Here is a 17318-nt window from a genome sequence, read left to right on the forward strand (position 1 = left end):
AACTTTTTTAGTTTTCATTAACAAGTGCAACAATTTTTTCTGCACCGTCTGCCATTGATTCTGCTGGCGTAATATTCAAACCGGAATCCGCTAAAATTTTCTTTCCAGCATCAACATTAGTACCCTCAAGACGAACTACTAAAGGAATGGTTAAACCAACTTCCTTCGTTGCTGTTACGACACCTTCTGCAATAACATCACATTTCATAATACCGCCAAAGATATTAACAAAAATACCTTTTACGTTGTCGTCGGATAAGATGATCTTAAATGCTTCTGTTACTTTCTCTGCAGTAGCGCCGCCCCCAACATCTAAGAAGTTAGCCGGATCGCCATTATAGTGTTTGATAATATCCATTGTAGCCATTGCAAGACCAGCACCGTTAACCATACAGCCGATATTGCCATCTAATGCAATGTAGCTTAGGTCATATTTAGATGCTTCGATTTCTTTTTCATCTTCTTCATCGAGATCACGATACTCGACAATATCTTTTTGACGGAATAAAGCATTATCGTCGAAATTCATTTTTGCATCTAATGCTAAAACATTACCATCACCAGTTGTTACTAATGGATTGATTTCGGCAATTGAACAATCTTTTTCGACAAATACTTGGTATAATCCCATCATGAATTTAACGGCTTTCGACAAATATTCAGCTGGAATATTGATGTTGAAAGCTAGTCTTCTTGCCTGATATGGTAATAGGCCTGTTACAGGATCAATCACTTCTTTAAAGATTTTTTCAGGTGTTTCAGCTGCCACCTCTTCAATTTCTGTTCCGCCTTCTTCAGAGGCCATCATTGTCACCTTTGAAGTAGCTCGGTCTAATACAAGACCGACATAGTATTCTCTTTGAATGTCACAACCTTCTTCAATTAGTAAACGCTTTACTTCTTTGCCCTCTGGACCTGTTTGATGTGTTACTAGTGTTTTACCTAGAATTTCATCTGCATATGTACGGACTTCATCGATATTTTTCGCTACCTTCACACCGCCTGCTTTTCCTCTACCCCCAGCGTGAATTTGAGCTTTTACAACCGATACTTTTGTACCTAATTCTTTTGCAGCTTCTACAGCTTCATCTACTGTATATGCTACTTTTCCGTTCGGTACAGCTACACCGTAACTACGCAAAATCTCTTTGCCTTGATACTCGTGAATATTCATCTTTCATCCTCCCATCAATTAATCACTGCATTCTCATTGTAAGAAAACTATCGACAATTGTCTAGAAAATACTATGATTATTCCAATGTTTTTTTGAGATAGCAATAAAAGCGCTACTTTTTTAAAGAAAATGTCATTTAAGGGACTGTAAAACTAAACTGCGAAGTAAGAGTTACTGCTCACTTTGAAATTATGATAAGTGGTATGCAAAAAGCTCCGTCCATTTACTTCGCTTTCCGCGGGCGTCACCTCAGCCTCCTCAGAAAAGCAAAAGAGCGCTTTTCTTGCGGGGTCTTCTGAAGACGCTGTTCCCGCTGGAGTCTATGTAAATGGACTACGCTTTAGTAATGTTCTACAAATAAAGTAGCTGCAAGAATATTGATATGATAGATTATTTCATCGTACTTGAACAGACGTCTATACAAAGCGGAGGAAAAATGCGACACTCCTGGGGGAACAGCACGAGCTGAAGATCCACTTTGGAAAGTGTTCTTCTTTCCAAAGTTAGCTGAAGCCGTGCCCCCGGAAAGGGAGTGTTTTTCCGTAGCGCTGGATTTACATTCATCTAAGTCCTTTAAACGAATTGTCACAAATTCGCAGTTTGTGTCTTTGCTGAAGTTATGTTAGTGAAGAGGTAAGGAATGCTATCTGTTTTTTTTGCCTACTTTTTGATCGACTTGATAGATATAGGCAAAGACTTCTGCTACCACTTGGTATAGTTCTTCTGGAATGTGCTCATTTATATTCAACTGTGAAAGCAACTCTACTAACGTAGGATCTGATTGAATCGGGACATTGTTTGCTTTCGCTTTTTCGATTATCTCTTCTGCTACATAACCTTTACCTGTTGCCGTAACTTTAGGCGCATCATCACTTTCAAAATCATACTGTAAGGCTGCCGCTCTTTTTCGATATCTATCCTGTTCATTCATACTCTAAAATCAATCCCTTCTTTTGGCGTTGCGGGATAAGATTGGCGCGAGGAATTCATCCCTGTAGATGAAGCTTCAGAGTCACTCAATAACTTATTTGACACAGAAGATAATTGATAATCCAATCCATCTAATTTCTGTTTTAACATTGGTTTAAATTGATCTATCAATGGTTTAATTAACAGTGAATCATTATAAACCGTGATATTTATTACCCGCTTCTGGATCGATAATGTCATCATTGTTTCGCCAAGGTTATTTAAATCAAGATGAAACAATATACGACAATAATCGGGATCTATCTCACCAGTTTCATTTTTTTGTTTTCCTTCAAACTGCATACGAATATCCTGTGCCAAACCAAATCGTTCACCAGGTATTTGGAAGTTTTGTTGTAATAATGTTTGATCATCTTGAACCATATTTATTTGCATTCCTGTTAAAGTTTGAACGAGACGTTGAATTCGGTCACCAGCAAAATCTGTTGTCTGTTGGCTTGCTTGTAATAAATTTTGTTTTAAAGATAAATCTTGATCTCGTAATTGTTGAACAGATGAATCTGATTGAGAAAAGAACTGTCGAATCGCTTGCATAATTTGTTCTTTGCTAAACGGCTGATCTGTCGCATCTAAAAATGTCAGAAGATTACGGACCACATTCTGTTCTACTTGTGGTAATTGCTGTACATTGATGCGTTGAATCATATCAGCGATTTGCTGATTTTGGGCTGCAGATGGTTGTGTCTGTTGTAACCATTGCTGAAATATTGGCTGTTCCATAGTAGGTAAAACACTTTTTATAGATTGCATAAGAGTCGAGATATTAGCTGGCGTGTTATTCGTATTTGCTATACGCGCTTCGTCCTGTATGCCACTAGTATTGACAAAATGCTTAAGTACATGAAGAAACTGATCACGTACACTTAGAGCATCGTTATCCACTTGGTTCATATGTAGTAAAAAAGATCGTAAAACATTTTGATCTTGTTGTGTTAATTGTTGACTTGCTAGGTTTTGTAAAATTGATGATGATTGTTGTTGCTGCGCTATTGAAGGCTGTGGTTGCTGCAACCATTGTTGTATTTGATTTTTATCTTGTTGTGGCAATACTTGCATTACTTTTGAAAAAAGCGGATGTTGTTGAAATATATGTTTCAATGAATCCGTAGCACCCTCTTGCTGGACTACTTGACTAAAACGATTCAAAAAGGTCTGAAAGGTTTGCATTTTATTTGAGCTTAAAGGCAATTGTTGCTGTAAAACTTGATCTATCTGTTGGGCAGTATTCTGCAATTGTGTACTTGCTAATCCATTTGCGGATGACATTTGCTGTAAGATTTGAGTACTAACTTGATTCGTATTTTGAAGTGCTTGTTGGTTCGTTTGTACGAATTGACGAAGCATCATTGCTGCATCTCGATTACTAGATCCAAATATAGCTAATTGTTGTTGTAAGTTTGCCATTGATACTTGAGACTGTCCTGCTTGCTGCAGTGTTTGTTGAAGTTGACTGATTTGCTGACCTAGCTGTGATGATTGATAGCTTTGTAAATTTCTAAATACACTGTCTGTTAAAGGCAACCCTTTTTGTAACATCATTTGCATTAACTCACGATTACTACTGGATCCACCAAATTGTTCGATTAAGTTCGCAATTGCTTGAATATCTTGAGAACGAAATGGAATATTTTGATTCATTACTTGTTGCATAAATGCTTTTAATGCTCGATTATTCGATAATCCCATTTGTTGCATCACTTGGTCACTTAACATTCGGTTCTGAATAGGAGCTTCGCTTATTTTTTTTAAACGGATTAAATCACCGACAGAGGTTACTTGAAATAAATAATCCTGTTTAGAAGACAGTGCTGTTTCCAATTGTGCTACAATTTGAGAACCACCAAGCTGAATCGAAGCTTTTTGATTCGGATATAATTCTAGAACTTTACCAGTTAACATTTGACCAGGCCTAAGGCTCGACTGGGCATTGTTTAGACGTGTATTCTCAGCTCTTAGTGCATTAGAAAAAGACTGCATGTTCACCATTTTAGTAACCTCCTAATTGTATAGAGACTTCAAAAAACTACGACGATGATAGCTGGTTAAACCATTATCTTCTATCGCTTTTAAATGGTCTTTCGTACCATAACCACTATTTTTATTAAACGCATAACTCGGATATTCTTCATGTATATTCTCCATCATTTTATCACGTGTTACTTTTGCAACGATACTTGCTGCTGCAATCGAAATACTTTTTTGATCACCTTTAATAATCGCATCACTTGGAACTGATAATTTTTCTAATTTAACCGCATCAATTAACACATAATCTATTTGCTCAAGACCATTAATTGCCTGATACATAGCTTTTTTGGAAGCCTGTAATATATTAATTTGATCTATTTCAGCTGCATCTACGACTCCTATACTATAATCTAACGCATGTGTTGTTATATATTGAGAATATAATTCTCGTTTTTTCTTCGATAATTTTTTCGAGTCGTTAATTCCTAACAATTTAAAGTTGTTAGGCAAAATAACAGCAGCAGCGACAACAGGACCTGCCAACGGACCTCTACCTACCTCATCGACTCCTACTATATGTGTAAGATCTTTTTTCCACAGTTCCTGCTCAAATCGGCTTATTTCAAGAAAATGTTCTTCCTCTGCTTGCTGTGCCTTCAATCTATTTTCATATTGAGTTAGCATTTTTTTTACACCTTTGCGCGGATCACTGTATAACTTTGTCAAGATATCTTGGGAAGCTTTTTCATCACTAAATAAATAATTTTTTATCTGATTAATCGTCCACTTATCTTTCAACTTTATTACCTCATTTCCTAAAATATCGGCATTTTTTCAAAAAAATGAAGACATTCATTGACGAATGTCTTTATTCTTCATTATATGGTTTCTCAAACGTAATCTTCCCGAGTTTTCCTGTTCGTAGATCTTGTAGAATAACATCGGCTGTTTTTTCAAAATTTATATGACCACCCGATTCAAGACAGCCTCTTCGTTTACCTATTTGTTCAAAAATATCATTCATATCCAGCAGATCTTGTTGTAGATCATATCGCTCTATTAAAATATTTGGATAATATTCTTGAAGATATTTAATCACAAATGCAGCCACATCTTCTGTTGGTAATAATTGATCTTTAATCGTTCCAATTGCAGCTAATCGATAACCTACCACTTCTTCTTCAAATTTAGGCCATAAAATTCCTGGAGTATCTAATAATTCGAAATCTTTTTTGACTTTAATCCACTGTTGGTTTTTAGTTACCCCTGGTCGATCCCCTGTTTTGGCTATTTTTTTATGAACCAGACGATTAATTAATGTAGATTTACCTACATTAGGAATACCGATAATCATCGCTCTTGCTGGTCTTGGTCGAACACCCTTTTTTTTGTGGCGTTCCATTTTCACTTTGGCAACTTCTTTTGCTGTGCTTATCACTTTCTGAATATCGTTTTGTTCATTAACATTAACCGTGATAGCTTTTATTCCTTGGTCAGAAAGGTGATCCAACCATTCCTTTGTCCATGCTGGATCAGCTAAGTCATCTTTCATTAAAACAGTCATTTTAGGTTTCTGATTCAATATTTGTTGTAATAAGGGATTTTGTGAAGATTTAGGTGTTCGTGCATCGACAAGCTCAATCACAAAATCAACTAGCTTGAGCTTTTCTTGTACTTCTCTTTTTGCTTTCGCCATATGCCCAGGAAACCACTGAATTGGCATGTTTAATCACCTCCATGGTGCACAAACTTATTTTACAAGGCCTATGTTCTCAAATGGCCAATATGTAACTCCTGCGATGCCGACAATTTGCTCTACCGGTATATATCCTAAATGTCTACTATCCGTAGAATTTGGTCTATTATCACCAAGAACAAAAACATGTCCTTCAGGAACTATTTCTGAATTACCTGCTATATCTTCTAATGTGAAATTAGCTGTATATCTTGATCGATCTTTATCTATTCCCTTATCGAGAAATGGTTCCGCAACAGGCTCACCATTTATGTATAATTGATCGTCTTTATAAATAACGGAATCTCCAGGTAAACCAATCACCCTTTTTATGTAATCCTTTTTTGCGGTAGCATGAAAAACGACAACATCAAAACGGTCTGGTTCACTAAACATTAAACTAAATTTATTAACAATTAATCGATCTTTATTTTCTAATGTTGGAAGCATTGATGGACCTTCTACAACGATCGGAACTGCAATAAACATGCGAAACAAAATCACAATGATTGCTGTAATAATAATTGTTTTTAACCAGTCCACCCAATCATTCTTTTTTGTTGCCATGTAATAAGATCCTCCATAATCGTTCCTAGTTTTATAAAGTGAGACTTCCGTTTATACCAAGCTTAACTTCTTTGTTACAATTCAAATCTTAAAGCAAGGATATTACAATTGATTACATCGTAATAAAGATAATTATATAGAAGAAAAAGGAGCCTGACAACGCAAGCTCCTTTTTACCATACATTTAGCGAATTTCTTTAATACGCGCTGCCTTACCACGTAAATTACGTAGGTAATAAAGCTTCGCACGACGAACTTTACCACGACGAGTTACTTCGATTTTCGCAAGACGTGGTGAATGCACAGGGAACGTACGTTCAACCCCTACACCGTAAGAAATTTTACGAACTGTAAATGTTTCACTAATACCACCGTTTTGGCGTTTAATGACAACACCTTCAAAAACCTGGATACGTTCACGGTTACCTTCGACAACCTTCACGTGAACTTTTACAGTATCACCTGCACGAAATTCAGGTAAGTCCGTTTTAAGTTGATCCTTTGTAATTTCTTCGATTAATTGTTGCATTCTGATACACTCCTTCCAAACTAATGCTCATACCGAAGTAATACGATAGCGGAACATCGTTTTTATACCTTAAGCGTTCACTTAAGCACAACTATCAATATATCATAATAAGCGGCCGTTTTCAACTATTTTCTTGAGAGGCTTGCCATTCTTTTAACCACTTTTGATCTTGCTCAGTTAACTCTTGATGCTCTAGTAAATCGTGTCTTCTAAAATAGGTTCTTTTCAATGCTTCTTTGCGTCGCCACTCATTAATATGAGCGTGATTACCAGATAGTAGAACGTCCGGTACTTTTAAACCGCGAAAATTTGCGGGTCTCGTATAATGTGGATGCTCTAATAATCCGGTAGAAAATGAATCTTGAATTGCAGAATCAACATTACCAAGCACTCCAGGTAATAATCGAACCACACTATCCATCACTACCATTGCACCTAGTTCTCCACCAGTAAGCACATAATCTCCTATTGAAATCTCATCCGTTACAAGATTTGTCCGTATTCGCTCATCATAACCTTCATAATGGCCACAAATAAAAATTAAATGTTCTTCCTTCGCCAGTTCTTCTGCTTTTTTTTGATTGTAAGGTTGACCTTGTGGACACATTAAGATGACACGAGGCTTTTCGGTTGTTTCGTTTTCAATTGCTTCCACGGCATCAAAAATAGGTTGTGGTTTTAAAACCATTCCTGCACCCCCACCGTATGGGTAATCATCTACTTTATTATGCTTATTATCTGTATAATCACGAAAATTCACATAATTATATTGAAAAGCTCCAGATTGATGGGCTTTTTTTAAAATAGAAGATTGTAACACTCCTTCAAACATTTCTGGAAATAACGATAGTATATCTATTCTCATTATTCAAATAGCCCTTCCATCGGTTCTATTTTAATCAATTGTTCATTTATATCTACTTCTTTAACTACTTGTTCAATATAAGGAATTAAATATTCTTTACCTTTATTGTTTTTTACGACCCATACATCATTAGCACCTGGTGAGAGTATTTCTGTCACATTACCGATTATATCACCGCCCATTGTTTCAACACTGCAGCCAATAATTTCATGATAGTAGAACTCATTATCATCCAATTCGGTTGCTTCTTCTTTTGTAATGAAAAGAAATGCACCTTTATACTGTTCTACTTCATTAATGTTCTCATAGCCTTTTAAGTGTAATAAATCGAAGTTTTTATGAATGCGGTGACCGTCAATAGTGACTTCCACCAAATTATCATTATCTCTTATTACTAACTTTGATCCTAACTCAAAACGATCTTCAAAGTCCGTAATTCTTAAAACTTTAATCTCACCTTTTATACCATGCGTATTAACTATTTTGCCTACTTTTAAAAGTTCCATCTATTTCAAGACCACCTATTATGTAATTTTAGTTATTATGCCATCTTTGACAATAATTGATTTTTGCTCTGTTAAGTTATCCCAATCCATACCTTCTTCTATTTCAATCATTGCTTCCACTTCTCCATCGTTCATTTCACTGCCCGTTGGTAAAATCTCCAATTGCTCTAGTTTGTATTTGTTCCATTTTATCTGATCCTTGCGATTGGATATTTCTTTGTGGAATCTTGCGGTGATGTTTGCTTTCTTATTTGCTGCCTGATGTTCTAGTTTCTTCTGTTCAAATTTTAATTGCTCACACTCTTGTTCCAATTTAAAAATTTTCAGTTGGTATTCTTCTCTTAGCTCTGCCTTACTATCATCGGTAACAATTTTTTTTACGGCGACTTTTCTTATAATATTCATCTTTAGCCTCTCCCTCATACCAAAAAAGTATGGACATACCTAACAAAAGAATAGCACGTCAACAAACCAAAGCGCAAGTGTCTACAACAAAACAGAGCCAACTAATAAAACGCATGATAAATTATGCCACAGTAGACACAAACTCCGAACTTGTGACAATTATTATAAAGAATTTAGATGAGTGTAAATCCAACGCTACGGAAAAACACTCCCTTTCCGGGGGCACGGCTTCAGCTAACTTTGGAAAGAAAACCACTTTCCAAAGTTAGCTGAAGCTCGCGCTGTTCCCCCAGGAGTGTCGCATTTTTCCTCCGCTTTTTATAGATGACTGTTCAAGTACGATGAAATATGAAATGACATCAATAGTCATACACTAACTTTATTTGTAGAACAATACTAAAGCGCAGTCCATTTACGTAGACTCCAGCGGGAATAGCGTCTTCCGAAGACCCCACAGGCAGTGATCTTCTGCCGAGGAGGCTGAGGTGACGTCCGCGGTATAGGAAACACTTTGAAAGCTTGCTTGAAAAGATGTTGACTTATGCCCGTGGTAAAAGCGAAGTAAATGGACGGAGCTTTTTGCATACCACTCATGAAATTTTCAAAGTGAGCAGTAACACTTACTTCGTAGCAGTTTTATTTTTATATACATTTCTACAGATTATTTTCATACAAAAAAGAGGGTGGTTGCCCGCCCTCTTTTTTACATGATATCTAAGTAGATTTTCTTGTTAGATTTCATTCCAGCTGCATATACAACTGTTCGTATTGATTTGGCAATGCGTCCATTTTTTCCGATCACTTTACCAACATCATTCTCATGCACTTCGAGATGGTAAACAATCTTGTTTTCCTCTTCTCTTTCAGTGACAACAATGTCTGCCGGGTGATCGACTAATGGTTCTACTATTGTTTCAATCAAAGATTTCATCGCGAATCACATCACTTTGTTATTGATTTTTTGATTCGTGGAATTTCTTCATGATGCCTTCGTTTGAGAATAAGTTACGCACCGTATCACTTGGTTTTGCACCTTTTGTCATCCAATCAAGTGCTTTTTCATCATCTAATTTCACTTCAACCGGATTAACAACCGGGTTATATGTTCCAATTTGCTCGATAATACGTCCATCACGTGGTGAACGAGAATCCGCAACTACGATACGATAGAATGGATTTCTTTTAGAACCCATACGCTTTAAGCGAATTTTTACTGCCATGTTTAACACCTCCATATAAATATCTCACACAAGATAGAATTGTATCAGATTTATTTTAGTCTGTAAAGGGTTTTTACCTTACATGAACGGAAAATTTAATCCTTTTGGCTTTTTACCCTTTTTCCCTTTCTTTCCTTGCTGCATATTTGTCATCTGTTTCATCATTTTCTTCATCTCTTCAAACTGTTTTAATAATCGATTGACTTCAGAAACAGAACGGCCGGAACCTTTAGCTATTCGTTTTCTTCTACCTGCATTCATTAAACTAGGATCTTGACGCTCTTTTGCAGTCATCGATTGAATGATCGCTTCTACATGTGCAATCTGTTTCTCATCAAAATCGACATTCTTCAGACCTTTCATCTTGTTTGCACCAGGTATCATATCCATCAATTCATCAAGTGGTCCCATATTTTTCACTTGGCCCATTTGTTCTAAAAAGTCATCGAATGTAAAAGTAGCAGAACGCATCTTCTCTTCTAGCTCTTTCGCTCTTTTCTCATCTACATTTTCCTGCGCCTTTTCGATTAAGGACAGCACATCACCCATACCTAGTATACGTGAAGCCATACGCTCAGGATGGAACACTTCTATTTGATCTAACTTTTCACCCATACCAGCGAATTTGATCGGCTTATCGGTAACAGCTTTAATAGAAAGGGCAGCACCACCACGTGTATCACCATCTAGTTTCGTTAGGACCACACCTGAAACTTCTAACTGTTCATTAAAACTTTCTGCAACATTGACAGCATCTTGACCTGTCATCGAGTCGACCACTAAAAATACTTCATCAGGATTTACATTTTGTTTAATTTGAACTAATTCATCCATTAAGTCATTGTCAATGTGCAATCGACCAGCAGTATCTATTAAAACATAATCTAAATGTTCTTCTTTGGCATGAGCCATTGCTTTATTAACAATATCAACCGGATTCGCATCGGTTCCTTCAGAATATACCGGCATATTCAATTGTTTACCAAGTGTTTCTAATTGGTCAATTGCAGCTGGTCGATATACGTCAGCAGCTACCAATAAAGGTTTACGGTTATATTTTTTTCGTAAAAGATTAGCCAGTTTACCCGTTGTGGTTGTTTTACCTGCACCTTGTAAACCTACCATCATGATAACTGTAGGTGGTTTATCCGCAACAGCAATTTTACTCTCGTCTCCACCCATTAAAGCTGTTAGTTCTTCTTTTACTACTTTTATTACTTGTTGACCAGGTGTTAAACTTTCCATAACTTCCTGACCAATAGCACGTTCTTTTACTTTTTTAATAAAATCTTTCACAACTTTGAAGTTTACGTCCGCTTCTAAAAGTGCAAGTCGAACTTCTCTAGTCATTTCTTTGACATCTTGTTCGGTAACTTTACCTTTTCCCTTAATTTTTTGTATTGTATTCTGTAGGCGGTCGGCTAAACCTTCAAATGCCATAGATAATGCCCCCTATTCCATTTCAATTATCTTATCAATTTTATTTCTTAATGTTTGATCATTAGGCTCTATCATGTCGCTTAATTCAAGTAATAATTCTTGTCTTTGTAAAAACTTCTGATATAGACCTAATTTCTCTTCATACTCTTCTAACATTTGCTCGGTTCGACGAATATTATCATAGATCGCTTGCCTGGATACATTTGCCGTTTCTGAGATTTCTCCTAGAGAAAAATCTTCTAAATAATACATCTCCATATAATTCTTTTGTTTATCTGTTAATAACTTGTGATAAAAATCATAAAGAGCATTAATCCTTGTCGTCTTTTCTAACATAAAAAGGACTCCTCGTTAAGTAAAATACCTTTACACTAAAGTCTACTCATGATAATGAAGTACTGTCAAGCCTAAAGGTTATTCATCTTCTAGCATATCAGCAAATAGTCCATAAACAAAGGCATGTGGGTCAAACTCTTGAAGATCTGTTACTTTTTCACCAAGTCCTACCAATTTAACTGGTATACCTAGCTCATTTCTGATTGCTAACACGATACCACCTTTAGCCGTACCATCTAATTTCGTTAATACGATACCTGAAACATCCGTTGCTTGCGAAAATGTTTTCGCTTGGCTTAAGGCATTTTGACCTGTGGTAGCATCTAATACTAATAACACTTCATGGGGAGCATTAGGTACTTCTCGTTCTATTACTCTTTTTACCTTGGATAATTCGTTCATAAGGTTCACTTTATTTTGCAGTCGACCTGCAGTGTCACACAACAACACATCTGCTTGACGTGATTTTGCTGCTTGAATACCATCATAAATAACTGCTGCTGGATCACTGCCTTCACTATGTTTAATCACATCGACACCGACACGCTTACCCCATTCATTTAATTGCTCAATGGCACCAGCGCGGAACGTGTCACCTGCCGTTAGTATTACTTCTTTACCTTCTGACTTCAATTGATGCGCTAATTTTCCAATAGTAGTAGTTTTTCCTACACCATTTACGCCAACAAAAAGAATAATCGTCAATTCATTTTCTTGCATGTTTAAATCCGTATTATCCTCTTGATCATCATCACCTTGATAAATTTCAACCAATTTTTCTGATATAACCTGCTTTACTTCTTTGGTATCTTTAATGTTTTGTCTTTTAACTTCCATTTCTAATTCTTCAATTAATTCCATTACAGTTGATACACCAACATCAGCAGAGATCAGCACTTCTTCCAAATCTTCAAAAAATTCTTCATCTACTTTCCGGTATCGTGCAACGAGATCATTGATTTTTTCAGAAAAAGATTTTCTCGTCTTACTAAGACCATCTTTATATTTATCAGATACTTCTTCATTTTCTTCATTTGTTTGAAACTTCTCTTTTAACTTTTTAAAAAAACTCAAGGTTTTACCTCCTTTATTATGCTTCCAATAATTCTGGTGCCTCTTCTAACTTAACGGATACTAACCGTGACACACCAGATTCCTGCATGGTCACACCGTATAACACGTCTGACTCTTCCATTGTACCTTTTCGATGGGTGATCACAATAAATTGTGTATCTTTACTGTAATGCTTTAAATATTGCGCAAATCGAGTAACATTTGCTTCATCTAATGCCGCTTCTACTTCATCAAGCACACAAAAAGGAACAGGGCGAACTCGTAATATAGCAAATAATAATGCAATAGCGGTCAAAGCTCTTTCTCCACCTGATAATAAACCTAATTGCTGTAGCTTTTTCCCTGGTGGTTGAGCAATAATATCGACACCCGTATCTAATAGTTGATCTGGATCCGTTAATTTTAACTCTGCATGTCCCCCACCGAATAATCGCTCAAAGACAACCGTGAATTCGTCTTTGATTTGGGTGAAAGTCTCTTCAAATCGTCGAGTCATTTCTTCATCCATCTCAGCTATAATATCATATAAGGTTCTTTTTGCTTCTACTAAATCTTCTTGCTGGCTAGTTAAAAATTCATATCTTTCCTTAATTCTTTCATATTCATCAATTGCACCTAGATTAACATTTCCTAATTCTTCAATTGATTTCTTAATTAATTTCACTTGTTGTTTTGCCTCATCTAAATGTTCAGGTTGTTCGAAATCAATTTTAGCTTTCTCAAACGTAATGTTGTACTCTGTTTCTAAAAATTGCAAACGATTTTCCAAATCAAGATCGAGTCGGTTTCGTTTAATTTCGATCGACTGAATTTCCTGTTGCAAATGAGATACTTCTTTTTGCGCTTGCTTAATTGACTCCTCTAAAGTTGTTATTTTTTGTTGTGTTTCTAAACGTTGACCACGAATTTGTTGAAGTTTTTCTTGTTGCTGGTCTTTTTCCGTTCTCTTTCCCTCAATTTCTTGATCAATTTCTTCTTCGGTTTGTTGATTATTTTTAACTTCTATTAATTGGTTCAATTGATTTTGTTTATCTTCAAGTGCTAATTGGATCTCTGTTGAGTCTGCTTGAGCTTGTTCTACTTTTTCTTTTTGATTAGTTAGCTGGCTTCTTGTTTCTGCTTGTTGCACGCGTAGCGCTTGTAACTCTTGCTTTAACTGTTCCTCTTGCGCTTCAAAATTTTGATGTTGATCGGTTAATTCTTCTATTTGCTTATCTAACGATTGTAATTTTTCTTGCAACGTTACTAAACTTTTCTCTATTTGATCCGCTTGCTCCACTAAATATTTACGATCTTCTTCCTGTTGCATCTTATCTTGATCATATATCGATAATTGATCATTTAAATGTTCCAGAGATAATTTCCACTCTTTATAGTTACTCTGCTGTGATTGATAGGTTGATTTTATCTCTTCTAATTGATCGAGTTGCTCACTTTTAGTTAGCTCTAAACGTTTCAGTTCAGCTTTCTGGGTATTGATTTGGCTTTCGTAATCATTGACTCTTAGTTGGTATTCTTTATACTTTTTAGATAAGCTTTTCAATTCACGATCACGAGTAAATAATGACTGATTGTTCTTCTTTTTAGCCCCACCTGACATCGACCCTCCAGGATTGACAACATCACCATCAAGGGTGACAATTCGGTATCTTCGCCCAGTCTGTTGAGCAAATTTATTAGCAGCAGCTAACGTTGTCGAGATAATCACATTTCCTAGCAAAGCTTGCATAACAGCTTTGTATCTGTTATCAAAGTTAATGAGATCTACTGCTACTCCTAGATAGTCCTTATCATCTTCTAACATGCTAATCATATTACTTGGTAATTGTTTTGGTTTCATCGATGTGATTGGTAAAAAAGTTGCTCTACCCTTATTTGTCTTTTTTAACCACTGAATTGCTTCTCGTGCAGATTTTTCTGAATCGACTACAATATGTTGTGCTTGTGCACCTAATGCCGTTTCCATTGCATCTACCAGACTGTCATCAAATTCAATAAGCTCAGGAATTGCCCCGTGAACCCCTGTCAGTACCTTTTGTTCTCTTGCCTTCAATACTTCCTTTACACCAAAATAGAATCCTTGAAAATCTTCTTTTAGATCTTCTAGCATTTCTTTCTTAGACTTTAAATTCTCTACCATTTGATAGCCTTTAAACAACTTTTGCTGCATATCATCCAATAGCTTGGATTCTACCGTGATTTTTCGATCTAATTGGTCAAAATCGGTTTGAATTGTATGTAATTGTTGTTCTTGGTGCTTCAATTTACCCTCTGCATCTTCAACATTATCTCTTAATTTAATACGCTCTTGATGAAGGTGTTGCCATTTAGATGATTGGACAGTTTCTTTACCTTTCATTCGATCTAACTGTTGCTGAATCGAATGTTTTTCATTGCGCTTTGCTGCTTGTTCATTCAATAATTCAATATAATCGCTTTTTAATGATTCAATATCTTCTTCAATCGTATTTTTGCCTTTTTCTAATTGTTCTTCTAACGATTGAATTTGTTTTGAAACATGTTGATTCTGTTGTCTTCTTTGTATCAATAATTGTTGTTCATTTTCTGCATTTTGAATAAGTACCGCTTTTTTCTTTTCTGTTTCGGTTATTTCTTGTTCTAGCTTCTCTTTATTTTCTTGAAAATGATGAAGTCGTTCACGAAAGATTTTTTTATTACCTTCTAAACCTTCCAGTTCTTGCGTTACCACAAGTAACTTTTCTTGCAGTTGGGTGATTTGTTCATCCACTTGTTGAATTTGTTCTTTATATTGCGTGTTTTCTGTCTCTCTCGCTTCGATCCATTGTTGTTTGTTTGTTAACGATTGGTTTTTTTCATCTATTTCTTTCTGGGAATTCTCCCAGTTATCATGAAGTTGTTCAATTTCTTTTGCTAATAATCCTACTTCAATATTTTTCAGGCGTTCTTTTTGAGCTAAATATTCTTTAGCAATGGTGGCCTGCTGTTCTAATGGCTCCAATTGACCATCTATTTCATATATAATATCTTCAACACGATTTAGGTTCTCTTGTGTTTCAGCAAGTTTGTATTCTGCTTGTTTTTTGCGATTTTTATATTTTAATACACCAGCCGCTTCTTCGAAAATCACTCTTCGCTCTTCCGACTTGGAGCTTAAAATTTCCTCCACTTTACCTTGGCTAATAATCGAAAATGCTTCACGACCTAATCCTGAATCAAGGAAAAGTTCCGTAATATCCTTTAGGCGACAGGGTTGTTTATTCATTAAAAATTCACTTTCACCAGAACGATAAACTCTACGTGTCACACTTACTTCCTGATAATCTACAGGTAATCGGTTATCGGAATTATCCAATACTAATGTTACTTCCGCAACATTTAACGCTTTTCGAGTATCACTACCTTGGAAAATAATATCCTCCATCTTTACACCACGTAAAGACTTGGCAGATTGCTCACCAAGCACCCAGCGAATGGCATCGGTAATATTACTTTTCCCACTGCCATTTGGTCCAACTACAGCGGTAACACCAGTTACAAATTCGATTTTTACTCGTTCAGCGAAAGATTTAAAACCAATTGTATCTAATTGTTTTAAATACATGTTAAAACCCCTATTTATTGTCTTTAAAAGACGAATATAGTCTCGAAACACAATTTATCCTTTGCATTTCAACCTATTTATTTTATCATAAAGAGTAGAGTGTGAGAAGGAAGATTACCAAAATACGAATATAGGAGTGAATATACTTGAATTTAGAAGAAAGAAACGAAGAAAACTTAGCACATATTATTCATGAAATGGGAAGAATGCTTCAAGTCGTAAACGAGTCGATTATGGATCCAAAGGATTACGATATTAATAAATACGATGAATTAAAAGGATTATACGACCTTTTAAAACAAAAAGGAAAACTAACAGTAGCCGAAACCCAAGCATTCATCGCAGAACTAAAAAACTACCGAAAATAACAAACACCTAAAAATCTAGCAAAAAAGTAAGCAGCGATATTAAAACTAATCTGCGAAGTAAGAATCACTGCTCACTTTGAAATTAGGATGAGTGGCATGAAAAAGCTCCGTCCATTTACTTCGCTTTCACCCAAGGGCACAAGTGCAACATCTACTCAAGCAAAGCTTTCGTAGTGTTTTCTATGCTGTTGGGCGTCACCTCAGCCTCCTCAGAAAAGCAAAGAGCGCTTTTCCTGCGGGGTCTTCGGAAGACGCTGATCCCGCCAGAGTCTACGTAAATGGACTACGCTTTAGTAATGTTCTACAAATAAAGTCAGTGCTAGACAATTGATGTCATTTCATATTTCATCGTACTTGAACAGACATCTGTACAAAGCGGAGGAAAAATGCGACACTCCTGGGGGAACAGCACGAGCTGAAGATCCACTTGGTAAAGTGGTTTTCTTTACCAAGTTAGCTTCAGCCGTGCCCCCGGAAAGGGAGTGTTTTTCCGTAGCGGTAGTAGTTCACTCATCATTATCCTTTAAGCGATGAAGTTTTCATTACTTTCTGAATTA

17 protein-coding genes are annotated in these 17318 nt (G+C 36.1%); 1 reads left to right on the forward strand and 16 read right to left on the reverse strand.

Annotated elements, in window-relative coordinates; all coding sequences use genetic code 11:
• Window positions 1-7 precede the first annotated feature (7 nt).
• From sucC to smc, 16 genes are all read right to left on the reverse strand, one after another.
• Window positions 8-1174 (reverse strand): ADP-forming succinate--CoA ligase subunit beta, encoded by a 1167-nt coding sequence (sucC, locus tag BN3107_RS11810; RefSeq protein ID WP_058307829.1) that lies wholly within the window; start codon window positions 1172-1174, stop codon window positions 8-10.
• Window positions 1175-1818: 644 nt separating this feature from the next.
• The gene (locus BN3107_RS11815; RefSeq protein WP_058307830.1) at window positions 1819-2106 is read right to left on the reverse strand and encodes an EscU/YscU/HrcU family type III secretion system export apparatus switch protein; all 288 of its coding nucleotides are present in this window, start codon (window positions 2104-2106) and stop codon (window positions 1819-1821) included.
• On the reverse strand, window positions 2103-4151 hold the full coding sequence (locus BN3107_RS11820) for a magnesium transporter CorA family protein (protein WP_058307831.1): 2049 nt from the start codon (window positions 4149-4151) through the stop codon (window positions 2103-2105). Before BN3107_RS11820 ends, BN3107_RS11815 begins: the two co-directional genes overlap by 4 nt.
• Before the next feature lie 12 nt (window positions 4152-4163).
• Entirely contained in the window at window positions 4164-4931 is a 768-nt protein-coding gene (locus BN3107_RS11825; protein WP_058307832.1) for a ribonuclease HII, read from the reverse strand.
• A 70-nt stretch (window positions 4932-5001) separates the two neighbouring features.
• Window positions 5002-5856, reverse strand: coding sequence for a ribosome biogenesis GTPase YlqF (gene ylqF / locus BN3107_RS11830; protein WP_058307833.1), 855 nt, complete (start codon window positions 5854-5856; stop codon window positions 5002-5004).
• A 27-nt stretch (window positions 5857-5883) separates the two neighbouring features.
• On the reverse strand, window positions 5884-6435 hold the full coding sequence (gene lepB / locus BN3107_RS11835; protein WP_058307834.1) for a signal peptidase I: 552 nt from the start codon (window positions 6433-6435) through the stop codon (window positions 5884-5886).
• A 184-nt stretch (window positions 6436-6619) separates the two neighbouring features.
• Window positions 6620-6964, reverse strand: a complete 345-nt coding sequence (gene rplS, locus BN3107_RS11840; RefSeq protein WP_058307835.1) for a 50S ribosomal protein L19 — start codon at window positions 6962-6964, stop codon at window positions 6620-6622.
• A 121-nt stretch (window positions 6965-7085) separates the two neighbouring features.
• Window positions 7086-7829 (reverse strand): tRNA (guanosine(37)-N1)-methyltransferase TrmD, encoded by a 744-nt coding sequence (gene trmD, locus BN3107_RS11845; protein ID WP_058307836.1) that lies wholly within the window; start codon window positions 7827-7829, stop codon window positions 7086-7088.
• On the reverse strand, window positions 7829-8335 hold the full coding sequence (gene rimM / locus BN3107_RS11850) for a ribosome maturation factor RimM (protein ID WP_058307837.1): 507 nt from the start codon (window positions 8333-8335) through the stop codon (window positions 7829-7831). Before rimM ends, trmD begins: the two co-directional genes overlap by 1 nt.
• An 18-nt stretch (window positions 8336-8353) precedes the next feature.
• Entirely contained in the window at window positions 8354-8740 is a 387-nt protein-coding gene (locus BN3107_RS11855) for a YlqD family protein (protein ID WP_058307838.1), read from the reverse strand.
• 703 nt (window positions 8741-9443) lie between these two features.
• Window positions 9444-9671 carry a KH domain-containing protein gene (locus BN3107_RS11860; RefSeq protein WP_058307839.1) on the reverse strand — a complete coding sequence of 76 codons (228 nt, stop codon included), beginning with the start codon at window positions 9669-9671 and terminating at the stop codon, window positions 9444-9446.
• A gap of 19 nt (window positions 9672-9690) precedes the next feature.
• A complete protein-coding gene (gene rpsP, locus BN3107_RS11865; RefSeq protein WP_058307840.1) occupies window positions 9691-9960 on the reverse strand; it encodes a 30S ribosomal protein S16 in 270 nt (89 codons plus the stop codon).
• A gap of 78 nt (window positions 9961-10038) precedes the next feature.
• On the reverse strand, window positions 10039-11400 hold the full coding sequence (gene ffh, locus BN3107_RS11870; RefSeq protein WP_058307841.1) for a signal recognition particle protein: 1362 nt from the start codon (window positions 11398-11400) through the stop codon (window positions 10039-10041).
• A 12-nt stretch (window positions 11401-11412) separates the two neighbouring features.
• Window positions 11413-11736: a putative DNA-binding protein gene (locus tag BN3107_RS11875; protein WP_058307842.1), complete on the reverse strand. Its 324-nt coding sequence runs from the start codon at window positions 11734-11736 to the stop codon at window positions 11413-11415.
• Between the two features lie 78 nt (window positions 11737-11814).
• Entirely contained in the window at window positions 11815-12810 is a 996-nt protein-coding gene (gene ftsY, locus BN3107_RS11880) for a signal recognition particle-docking protein FtsY (protein ID WP_058307843.1), read from the reverse strand.
• A gap of 16 nt (window positions 12811-12826) precedes the next feature.
• Window positions 12827-16393, reverse strand: coding sequence for a chromosome segregation protein SMC (gene smc, locus BN3107_RS11885; protein ID WP_058307844.1), 3567 nt, complete (start codon window positions 16391-16393; stop codon window positions 12827-12829).
• A gap of 146 nt (window positions 16394-16539) precedes the next feature.
• On the opposite strand from smc, the gene BN3107_RS11890 reads away from it, so the two are divergent.
• A complete protein-coding gene (locus tag BN3107_RS11890) occupies window positions 16540-16761 on the forward strand; it encodes a DUF1128 domain-containing protein (protein WP_058307845.1) in 222 nt (73 codons plus the stop codon).
• Window positions 16762-17318: the final 557 nt, after the last annotated feature.

This window comes from Gracilibacillus massiliensis, from assembly GCF_001458115.1.
GTDB classification, from domain to species: Bacteria; Bacillota; Bacilli; order Bacillales; family Amphibacillaceae; genus Gracilibacillus; species Gracilibacillus massiliensis.

Coding starts and splice junctions, on each gene's coding strand:
- BN3107_RS11820 (WP_058307831.1), bottom strand. CDS start 4,151: ATGGTGAACATGCAGTCTTTTTCTAATGCACTAAGAGCTGAGAATACA.
- rimM (WP_058307837.1), bottom strand. CDS start 8,335: ATGGAACTTTTAAAAGTAGGCAAAATAGTTAATACGCATGGTATAAAA.
- ffh (WP_058307841.1), bottom strand. CDS start 11,400: ATGGCATTTGAAGGTTTAGCCGACCGCCTACAGAATACAATACAAAAA.
- sucC (WP_058307829.1), bottom strand. CDS start 1,174: ATGAATATTCACGAGTATCAAGGCAAAGAGATTTTGCGTAGTTACGGT.
- BN3107_RS11860 (WP_058307839.1), bottom strand. CDS start 9,671: ATGAAATCTTTGATTGAAACAATAGTAGAACCATTAGTCGATCACCCG.
- ylqF (WP_058307833.1), bottom strand. CDS start 5,856: ATGCCAATTCAGTGGTTTCCTGGGCATATGGCGAAAGCAAAAAGAGAA.
- rpsP (WP_058307840.1), bottom strand. CDS start 9,960: ATGGCAGTAAAAATTCGCTTAAAGCGTATGGGTTCTAAAAGAAATCCA.
- trmD (WP_058307836.1), bottom strand. CDS start 7,829: ATGAGAATAGATATACTATCGTTATTTCCAGAAATGTTTGAAGGAGTG.
- smc (WP_058307844.1), bottom strand. CDS start 16,393: ATGTATTTAAAACAATTAGATACAATTGGTTTTAAATCTTTCGCTGAA.
- BN3107_RS11815 (WP_058307830.1), bottom strand. CDS start 2,106: ATGAATGAACAGGATAGATATCGAAAAAGAGCGGCAGCCTTACAGTAT.
- BN3107_RS11855 (WP_058307838.1), bottom strand. CDS start 8,740: ATGAATATTATAAGAAAAGTCGCCGTAAAAAAAATTGTTACCGATGAT.
- BN3107_RS11875 (WP_058307842.1), bottom strand. CDS start 11,736: ATGTTAGAAAAGACGACAAGGATTAATGCTCTTTATGATTTTTATCAC.
- rplS (WP_058307835.1), bottom strand. CDS start 6,964: ATGCAACAATTAATCGAAGAAATTACAAAGGATCAACTTAAAACGGAC.
- lepB (WP_058307834.1), bottom strand. CDS start 6,435: ATGGCAACAAAAAAGAATGATTGGGTGGACTGGTTAAAAACAATTATT.